This is a genomic window from Lichenifustis flavocetrariae, assembly GCF_026130545.1.
Lineage (GTDB): Bacteria > Pseudomonadota > Alphaproteobacteria > Rhizobiales > Beijerinckiaceae > Lichenihabitans > Lichenihabitans flavocetrariae.
The window spans coordinates 1-7,356 of the sequence record NZ_JAMOIM010000096.1; the positions used below are offsets into that span (position 1 = coordinate 1).

9 protein-coding genes are annotated in these 7,356 nt (G+C 63.9%); 5 read left to right on the forward strand and 4 right to left on the reverse strand.

Going from position 1 to position 7,356, the window contains the following annotated elements; all coding sequences use genetic code 11:
- Window positions 1-427 precede the first annotated feature (427 nt).
- Genes M8523_RS35345 through M8523_RS35355 form a run of 3 tightly spaced genes read right to left on the reverse strand, consistent with a single transcriptional unit; the run spans window position 428 to window position 3,039 of the window.
- Window positions 428-1,756 carry an ATP-binding protein gene (locus tag M8523_RS35345; RefSeq protein ID WP_282589488.1) on the reverse strand — a complete coding sequence of 443 codons (1,329 nt, stop codon included), beginning with the start codon at window positions 1,754-1,756 and terminating at the stop codon, window positions 428-430.
- Between the two features lies 1 nt (window position 1,757).
- Window positions 1,758-2,417 carry a response regulator transcription factor gene (locus M8523_RS35350; protein WP_282589489.1) on the reverse strand — a complete coding sequence of 220 codons (660 nt, stop codon included), beginning with the start codon at window positions 2,415-2,417 and terminating at the stop codon, window positions 1,758-1,760.
- Complete coding sequence (locus tag M8523_RS35355) at window positions 2,398-3,039, reverse strand: undecaprenyl-diphosphatase (protein ID WP_282589490.1); 642 nt, start codon at window positions 3,037-3,039, stop codon at window positions 2,398-2,400. The genes M8523_RS35350 and M8523_RS35355 overlap by 20 nt, the downstream gene beginning before the upstream one ends.
- A gap of 191 nt (window positions 3,040-3,230) precedes the next feature.
- On the opposite strand from M8523_RS35355, the gene M8523_RS35360 reads away from it, so the two are divergent.
- Both M8523_RS35360 and M8523_RS35365 read left to right on the forward strand, forming a co-directional pair.
- The gene (locus M8523_RS35360; protein WP_282589491.1) at window positions 3,231-4,016 is read left to right on the forward strand and encodes a COG4705 family protein; all 786 of its coding nucleotides are present in this window, start codon (window positions 3,231-3,233) and stop codon (window positions 4,014-4,016) included.
- An 87-nt stretch (window positions 4,017-4,103) separates the two neighbouring features.
- Window positions 4,104-4,352 (forward strand): hypothetical protein, encoded by a 249-nt coding sequence (locus M8523_RS35365; protein WP_282589492.1) that lies wholly within the window; start codon window positions 4,104-4,106, stop codon window positions 4,350-4,352.
- Window positions 4,353-4,740: 388 nt separating this feature from the next.
- Here the strand turns inward: M8523_RS35365 and M8523_RS35370 are convergent, their stop codons facing one another.
- Window positions 4,741-5,151 (reverse strand): histidine kinase, encoded by a 411-nt coding sequence (locus tag M8523_RS35370; protein ID WP_282589493.1) that lies wholly within the window; start codon window positions 5,149-5,151, stop codon window positions 4,741-4,743.
- 186 nt (window positions 5,152-5,337) lie between these two features.
- Between M8523_RS35370 and M8523_RS35375 the strand changes: the two genes are divergently transcribed.
- The 3 genes from M8523_RS35375 to M8523_RS35385 all read left to right on the forward strand — a co-directional run.
- Entirely contained in the window at window positions 5,338-6,102 is a 765-nt protein-coding gene (locus M8523_RS35375) for a DedA family protein (protein ID WP_282589494.1), read from the forward strand.
- 450 nt (window positions 6,103-6,552) lie between these two features.
- Window positions 6,553-6,804, forward strand: a complete 252-nt coding sequence (locus tag M8523_RS35380; RefSeq protein ID WP_282589495.1) for a P-loop NTPase family protein — start codon at window positions 6,553-6,555, stop codon at window positions 6,802-6,804.
- Between the two features lie 229 nt (window positions 6,805-7,033).
- The coding region (locus M8523_RS35385; RefSeq protein ID WP_282589496.1) for a hypothetical protein at window positions 7,034-7,356 on the forward strand (323 nt) is incomplete at its 3' end.

Here is a 7,356-nt window from a genome sequence, read left to right on the forward strand (position 1 = left end):
ATGCCTTTTTGATCTCCGAACGGGAGACCATTTCCCCCTCAGGATCGGATCCCGCCCCGAGGCTCGGGCAATCTTCCATTCACTCCCATCACAGACCCAGAGGCGCTCCCGGTCCGACCCGAACGCCACGTCTCCAACTCCATCGCATCCATGCGCCGACGGCTCACGGCAGTTCTCGCCAGAAGCCTTCAAAGGTGTCCATGCTGCCTCGCGCGTCACACCACGCCAGACGATTCAATACCCTTGTGACGCAGTAAGACTAACGCATGAGTCGGAAGGCAGCCTGACTGGTTACGGCCAGGATGAGCCGAAGAGCGGCCGGACGGCAGGGCGCCCATAGACGACGTTCGGCAGCAGTTCACAACGTCCTGAAGCCAGTCGTTCACCCATGGATCGTATGCCGCCACTCAATAAACTTGACCGCACCCTACTTCACTGTCCTCGCCGCAGCAGATGAATCGCCTCTGGGAAACACCTTCACCCGCAGGCCGCTTCTGTCGGTCCGGTTCGTGATGCTGAGTTTCAGGCCATGCCGCTCGGCGATCGCCTTGCCGATGGCGAGGCCGAGACCGGTTCCTTCGACCCCAGCCGGCGCCGCGCGAAAGAAGCGGTCGAAGACACGGGCCAGCAGCGCCGGATCGATTCCTGGCCCTGTGTCGCTGATCGAGACCTCGCAGCCGCTTTCGGGCCCAATCGTGATCGCCACGTCCACAGTTCCACCGGCGGGGGTGTATTTCACCGCGTTGTCGACGAGGTTGCCAAACAGGATCTGCAGGTCGCGAGGATCACCAACCAGCGGGACCGTATCCGATGACGTCACCCCGAGATCGACCGAACGGCTTTCCGCAAGGGCCACGTGGTCAGCGACGGCAGCAAGGACGATGGTCCTGAGGTCGAGAGGAATGGACGCTTGAATGTCGGCGGTGGCGTCGTAGCGGGCGAGGCGCAGCAACTGATCGACGAGTGCTGCCGCGCGCCGGGCGCCGTTCCGAAGGTCGACGATGTCCTCGGGCGCGATCGACCGCGCGGGATTGGCGATATTGACGATTTGTAGGTTGAGAGCGGTCAGCGGCGTCCGCAATTCATGGGCGGCGTCCGAAAGGAACTTACGCTGTTGGGTCAGTGTGGCGCGCAGCCGCTCGATGAGCCGGTTCATCGCCACCACGAGCGGCGCCGCCTCCACCGGCACGCGCGCGAGATCGATTGGTTCCCGGCTTTCTACCGGCAGGCTCTCGACCTCCGTCGCAAGGCGCCGGAGGTCGGCCAAGACCCGGCCCATGGCCCAGCCGACGACCAGCCAGCCAATCGGAATCGTGATCAGGATCGGCGCCGCCGCCTGGAGGGCCGTGCTCTCGGCGATCTCCTGCCGCACCTCCATGCGCTGTGCCACTTGGATGCTCCGGATCCCGTCGCCCGATGCGAAGACCCGCCAGCGAGCACCCAGTGCGTTCAGCGTGGTCAGGCCGGAGCCATTGACACGCGGGATGTCGACACCCGGCGGAACAGCATGAAGACTCATGCCGGTGGCATCCCAGATCTGCACCACGAAGTCGTCTTCCGGGTCGTCGTGGATGCCGGGCCCGTCCTGCGCGCGCAGGCTGGGGCCGGCGTTCAGCGCGATCTGGCGCAGCTGTCCGTCCATGAAGCCATTGGCCTCACGCAGCGCCAGCGCATAGGCAATCACGGCGCCCGTCAGGCCGACGCCCGTGATGAGCCCGGTCATCCACAGCAGCGCCGTGCGTCGCAATGACCGCATCTCAGCCCTTCATGACCATCCAGCCCGCCCCACGCACGTTGCTGATCAGGTCCTTGCCGAAGCGTTTCCGCAGCGAGTGGATGAGCACGTCGACGGCATTGCTTTCCACCTCCTCGCCCCAGCCGTAGATCCGCTCTTCGATCTGCGAGCGGGACAGGATGGTTCCCGGCCGTTCCATGAGGGCGCGCATCAGCGCGAATTCGCGTGCCGAAAGAATGCGCCTCTCTTGTCCGAAAGCCAATTCGTGACTGCCGAGGTCGAGGGTCAACGCCGATGTCTGCAGCATGGGCTGCGCGGCTCCAGCGCGGCGGCGGATCACGGCCCGTATCCGGGCGATGAGTTCGCGTACGTCGAACGGCTTGACGATGTAGTCGTCGGCGCCAAGGTCCAGCCCGGCAATCCTGTCTTCGACGGCATCGCGCGCGGTGAGGACGATGATCGGGATCTGGTCACCGCCGGCCCGTAGCCGCCGCAGGATGTCGAATCCGGTCGTGTCCGGCAGGCCAAGGTCGAGCAAGATGGCCGCGTAGGCGCCGAGCCGTACCGAATTCTCGCCGTCCAACCCGCTCATCGTCCAGTCGACCGACATACCCTCATTCAGCAGCGCCTGGCGAAGGCTCCGGCCGATCATCGCGTCGTCTTCAACGAGCAGGACGCGCATCGCCGCTCGCCGAGGTCGAGTGATCTGCGTTGCAACGATCCGGCAGCAGGGGGAACCGATCCCGGATCACCTCTGCGATCCGCGTCAAGACTTCCAGGGGTCGACGCATGCCGCGCGCCGACACGAAAACCTCGGACAATCCGGCGATGGTGCCAGCCCCCAGGATATCGAATGGAAAGTGGACGCCGAGCGCCACGCGCGCCCACCCCACGGCAAGCCCAGTCAGGAGCAGGGCGGCGCCAAGCCAGCGCAGCCGTGGCACGGGGCGAAACGCGAAGCCGGCGGCGAGCGCGAACAGCAGCGTCGCATGGTCGCTCGGGAAGGAACTGTCGGCCGGGTGATCGAGCACGTTGGCCGCAAGTCCCACCATGAAGGGACGCGGGTGGTCGATCAGAACCGACGCGAGGTGCGCCATGAACAGCGCGAGGACCCCGGTCGTCCCGGCCACAATGGCGGCCTCCCGGTCGACCCGTTCGCCAAACAGCCACAAATTCAAGAGAATGACAGGGACGCTGTAGAGGGGCCACTGCGCCAGCGCCGACAGCCAGAACAGCGTGGCCCCGGACGGATCGGGGACGCTCAGCCAATGGAAAAGCATCTGGTTCGCGCTTGCCGTCGGCATCAGTGGCCTTGTCCTCTCGGAGCGTTGTGTTGCCGGTGACGGTAGGCAGGGCGACTTAGCAGAGAATGAGCCGCTCGCCGTGGCCGCTTCGAACCCTTGCTCATCGGCATCTAAGTCTGCCGCATTAGCTCTCGGCCCATCCTCAGACCGCCACGGCCTTCGCCAAGCGGTTGCAACGGTGGGCGATTTCCATGGTCCCGGCAACGAGCGCGTCCCCGACGCGCTTCAACAAGGTCCCGCAAGTCACCATCTGGTTCTGGATCGTCAAGGTGCTCGCGACGACGGTGGGCGAGACGGGCGCCGATCTGCTCACCACGAACCTTCGGCTCGGCCTTACCGTCACCTCGTGGATCATGACGGGCGTGTTTCTGGTGGCCCTGGTGTGTCAGGTGCGCGCCGACGATTACCGAGCGCCGCTCTACTGGATCACGGTCGTTCTCATCAGCGTCGTCGGGACGCTGATCTCCGACAACCTGGTCGACGGTATGGGTATCAGCCTGGTCACAACGTCGGTCGTCTTCGCGATCATTCTGTCGATCGTCTTCGCGGCCTGGTACCGCAGCGAGGGCACCCTTTCCATCCATTCGATCGTGACGCGCAAGCGCGAGCTCTTCTACTGGGCCGCTATTTTGTTCACCTTCGCGCTCGGCACCTCGGTCGGCGACCTGCTCGCCGAACGGCTCGACCTCGGCTATGGCGCGGCTCTTGTGGTTTTCGCAGCCATGATCGCCGCCGTCGCGGTCTCCTATTACATCATCAAGCTCGACGAGATCCTCTGCTTCTGGGCCGCCTACGTGTTGACGCGCCCGCTCGGCGCCTCGACCGGCGACCTCCTGGCCAAGCCGCAGCTGGCTGGCGGTTGGGGATGGGGCACCGTCAACACCAGCCTGATCTTCCTCGCCGTGATCGCGGCGGTGGTCGTCTATCTCACGATCAGCAAGGCCGACCATGTGACCGTCGAGGCGGCGCAATCGTGAGACCCCGCGTGGCCGGACGGGCGCGCCCGCGGCCATGCGCCTCCAAGGGCGCGCCGCCATCACCAGGAAGACCTACCGATGTTCCGAATGTCTCTTGTCCTCGCTCTCTCGACCCTCGCGCTCGGCGGCGCGACGTCGCTGGCCCGCGCCGATTGCGAGAGCGACATGATCAAGCTCGAGGCGGCGCTCAAATCGCCAACCCTGACGCCCGCCGGCAAGGTGGCGCTGCAGGACGCAAGCGTAAAATCGGTCGCCGCGATGAAGAAGGACGATGACGCCACGTGCCACAAGGTGATCGCCGAGGCGCTGCCCAAGGCCGGCATGACGCTGAAGTAGCCGCCTGACCCGTCGGGGTCAGTTCACCGGCTCCGGCGACCCCGGATTGGAAAACGAGGCCTGCTCGCAGCGAAAGCGCGAAGCAGGTCTCGTCATCTTCGACACTCGGCATGATCTATCGCCGATCAGCCTTTCGCTCGCTTCCGGGGCGGAGGATCGATCACGCGCCTGCATGCTGGACTGAGGTCATGGGACCGCTCATTGAGGCAGGCGACGATCCGCGTCTCGTCTGGAATTTCCGCCATGCAGAGGCGGAAGACGTCGGGTTCGCAGGCGTCACGCTCCGCTTGGTCGCCAGCTGCGTTGGCAAACGATGTAAGCGCGGTCAGACCGACGGCAAGCGCAAACGCCGGCAGGGACACTCCAGTGAGACTCGGACGGCGCGCGATCAAGCAGCGCCGCCTTTGTCGATGGTGCCGATCAGGTCGGTGAGGGCGGAGGCACAGCCTGCCGTCTGTGGCTTGGGCGCCCGCAAGGCGTTGAGAACGCGGTCGACGGCCTTTTCGACCACACGCCATCTGGTGGGACCGGTGGGTTTCATCGTATCGTCCGCCTTGTCCCAGGCCGTTTCGAGGTCGGTTCCGCGCTTCTGGGCGCCGACGATGTCACCCTTGTTGACGAGCACCAGAGCGTCGGCCGCGATGGTCCTATATGGGGTCAGGTCGCCCAGGCCAGCGGCAGCGATGATTGCCTGCGACGCCGCAATTGGCACTGCCGCCAGCAGAGGTTGGCCGATCACGGCACCAAGAGCGAAAGCGGCGGCGGTGGCGAACATGGAGGTCGTCGATTGACGTTTCATGATGAGAGATCTCCGAAAGCGTAGCTCGGCGACTCAGCCGCGCGGCGTTGAGCTATCGTCCCGAAATGAGGGCAGCCTTAGCCTCACCATCGACAGTGCTTCGGCGGCCCTCATTCAGCGCTCATGAACCCGTGCTAGCGCGAGCTCCATTGAACCCGGCGAGAGGTAAACGCCCTGATCGAGACCATGATGACGGCCCTGGCTTCCGGGATCACCAGCCTCATCGCTGCAACAGGCTATGCGGGAGTTCTGCTCTTGATGGCCATCGAGTCCGCCTGCGTCCCGCTACCGTCCGAAGTCATCATGCCTTTCGCAGGCTCGCTCGTCCCAAGCGGTCGCTTCTGGATCGTGGGGCTTGCGACCGCCGGCGCGCTCGGCTGCAATCTCGGCTCAAGCATCGCCTATTTGGTTGGTGCACGCGGTGGCCGCCCCGCCGTTGAACGCTTCGGTCGGTTCGTCCTTCTCACCGCGGAGGATCTTGACTGGAGCGAGCGGTTCTCCGCCCGATGTGGCGGCTTCGCCGTCTTCGTGGCGCGCCTGCTGCCAGTCGTGCGGACTTTCATCGCGTTGCCCGCCGGCATGGCGCGCATGCCGGCGCTGCGCTTCCACCTCTACACCTTCGCCGGTTCCTGGCTGTGGTGCCTTGGCCCGGGCCTATGCTTGCGCCACCCTCGGCGAGGCCTGGGACCGCGACCCAATGCTCAGGGCCACGTTCCACCGTTTCGACCTGGCGATCGTCGTCGCAATAATATTCGCAGTTGGAGTCTTCGTCTGGCATCGGCTCCGCCGAGCAGTGCATTGAAAAGCGCCGTCGATGACGATCGGCTCTACAGCACCGCCCGCAACGGTGGGCCGTCGGCTCAGCCGCCGAGCTTCATCGAGGTCACCGCAGCTAGGGTGGAACTGGCTGTCGTGGACGCAGCGAACGCTGTGGTGTTTGTCGCCTTATAGTCGCCGTCGGCATCCTTCACCTCGTGTCCGACCCCCTTCGTCTTGTAGTCCCCGTCGGCAGCGCGGGTCGCTTTCGCGGCAGCCGAAGCTGGGACGGAGGTCGACGAAGAGGTCGAGATGGCGGCCTGCGGCAAGGAGGATATGCTGGTCATGATGTTTGATTTCCTGTGAATGTGACGGTGCCACATTGCGGCGGCTGACTTAGGTGCGAATGAGGCGGACCAAGAAGCGGGCGCTCGATATGGTGCATCTTAGGCATCGTACTGAACGCTTCGTTTAGCGTTGCTCTTTGCCGCCATGCCGGTCGCCTCAGACAGTGTCAATGTTGGCCGCGCCGGTCAGCAGCCGCCTGCGACAGATTCCAACGTTCAAGGAGGCTCCCATGTGGTGGAAAGCTACGAGAGCGCGAACTCAGTATGGTTGTCGCGCGCTGTCCTTAGAGCCACTTAGGTGGCGGCAGCGGGCAGCGTTCCGCCGCTGGAGGCGGACGCGGTGATCGATTTTGCGCTCGAGGCCGATAACCAGACCGGAAGCTTCGGTACTCTGACGGCCGTGCGTGGCGTCACCCTGCGCATTCCCAAGGGACAGCTCTATGGCGTTTTTAGCCCGAACGGGGCTGCCCTCTGCACGGAAATCAGCGTACTTTCTAGATGGCAGCTTGTGTTCTCCAGACCGTCGGTCAATCTCGGGAGCACGCTGTAAGGTTTTGAAGATAAGCTGATCGAACTCCTCGCGAAGACGCGCACTGCGGCGCAGTGAGAAAGAGGGCTGGCGTCAGAGCGGAGATCATAGATTTTTTGAGCTAGTGGCGCTCAAGTCTTCGCCAGTTCTCGTTGTACGAAGAACCGATCAAATGAGCCGTTGCCGTGAGTAGCGGCGTGGAACAATGCGAAGGCGGAACACAAACCGCCTCGATCTTTTGGAGGAAGCAATGAAATATCAAACAGGTTGCGCTCTTGCCATCGTTGCCGCCACGATCTTCATCAAGCCTGCCGGAGCCGCGACCCTGAAACAGATCGGCACGATCGCCGTTCCGGGTCAGACACTCAAGAACTTCGATATCAGTTTTGTCGATCAGGCGAGCGGCCTCTATTACCTCGCTGACCGGAGCAACAAGGCGATCGATATCTTCGACACGAAGAGCAACACCTTCGTTGGGCGCGTCGGGAGCTTTGCAGGCGCGGTGATGAAGGACGGCAAGATCGACAACGAGACCTCGGGGCCCGACGGGGTGCTGTTCACCGGCACGGAGAT

What these genes read in the sequence shown, in the direction of transcription:
- M8523_RS35345 (WP_282589488.1), bottom strand. Translation starts at nt 1,756, where the DNA reads ATGCGGTCATTGCGACGCACGGCGCTGCTGTGGATGACCGGGCTCATC.
- M8523_RS35375 (WP_282589494.1), top strand. Translation starts at nt 5,338, where the DNA reads ATGATGACGGCCCTGGCTTCCGGGATCACCAGCCTCATCGCTGCAACA.
- M8523_RS35350 (WP_282589489.1), bottom strand. Translation starts at nt 2,417, where the DNA reads ATGCGCGTCCTGCTCGTTGAAGACGACGCGATGATCGGCCGGAGCCTT.
- M8523_RS35360 (WP_282589491.1), top strand. Translation starts at nt 3,231, where the DNA reads ATGGTCCCGGCAACGAGCGCGTCCCCGACGCGCTTCAACAAGGTCCCG.
- M8523_RS35365 (WP_282589492.1), top strand. Translation starts at nt 4,104, where the DNA reads ATGTCTCTTGTCCTCGCTCTCTCGACCCTCGCGCTCGGCGGCGCGACG.
- M8523_RS35370 (WP_282589493.1), bottom strand. Translation starts at nt 5,151, where the DNA reads ATGAAACGTCAATCGACGACCTCCATGTTCGCCACCGCCGCCGCTTTC.
- M8523_RS35355 (WP_282589490.1), bottom strand. Translation starts at nt 3,039, where the DNA reads ATGCCGACGGCAAGCGCGAACCAGATGCTTTTCCATTGGCTGAGCGTC.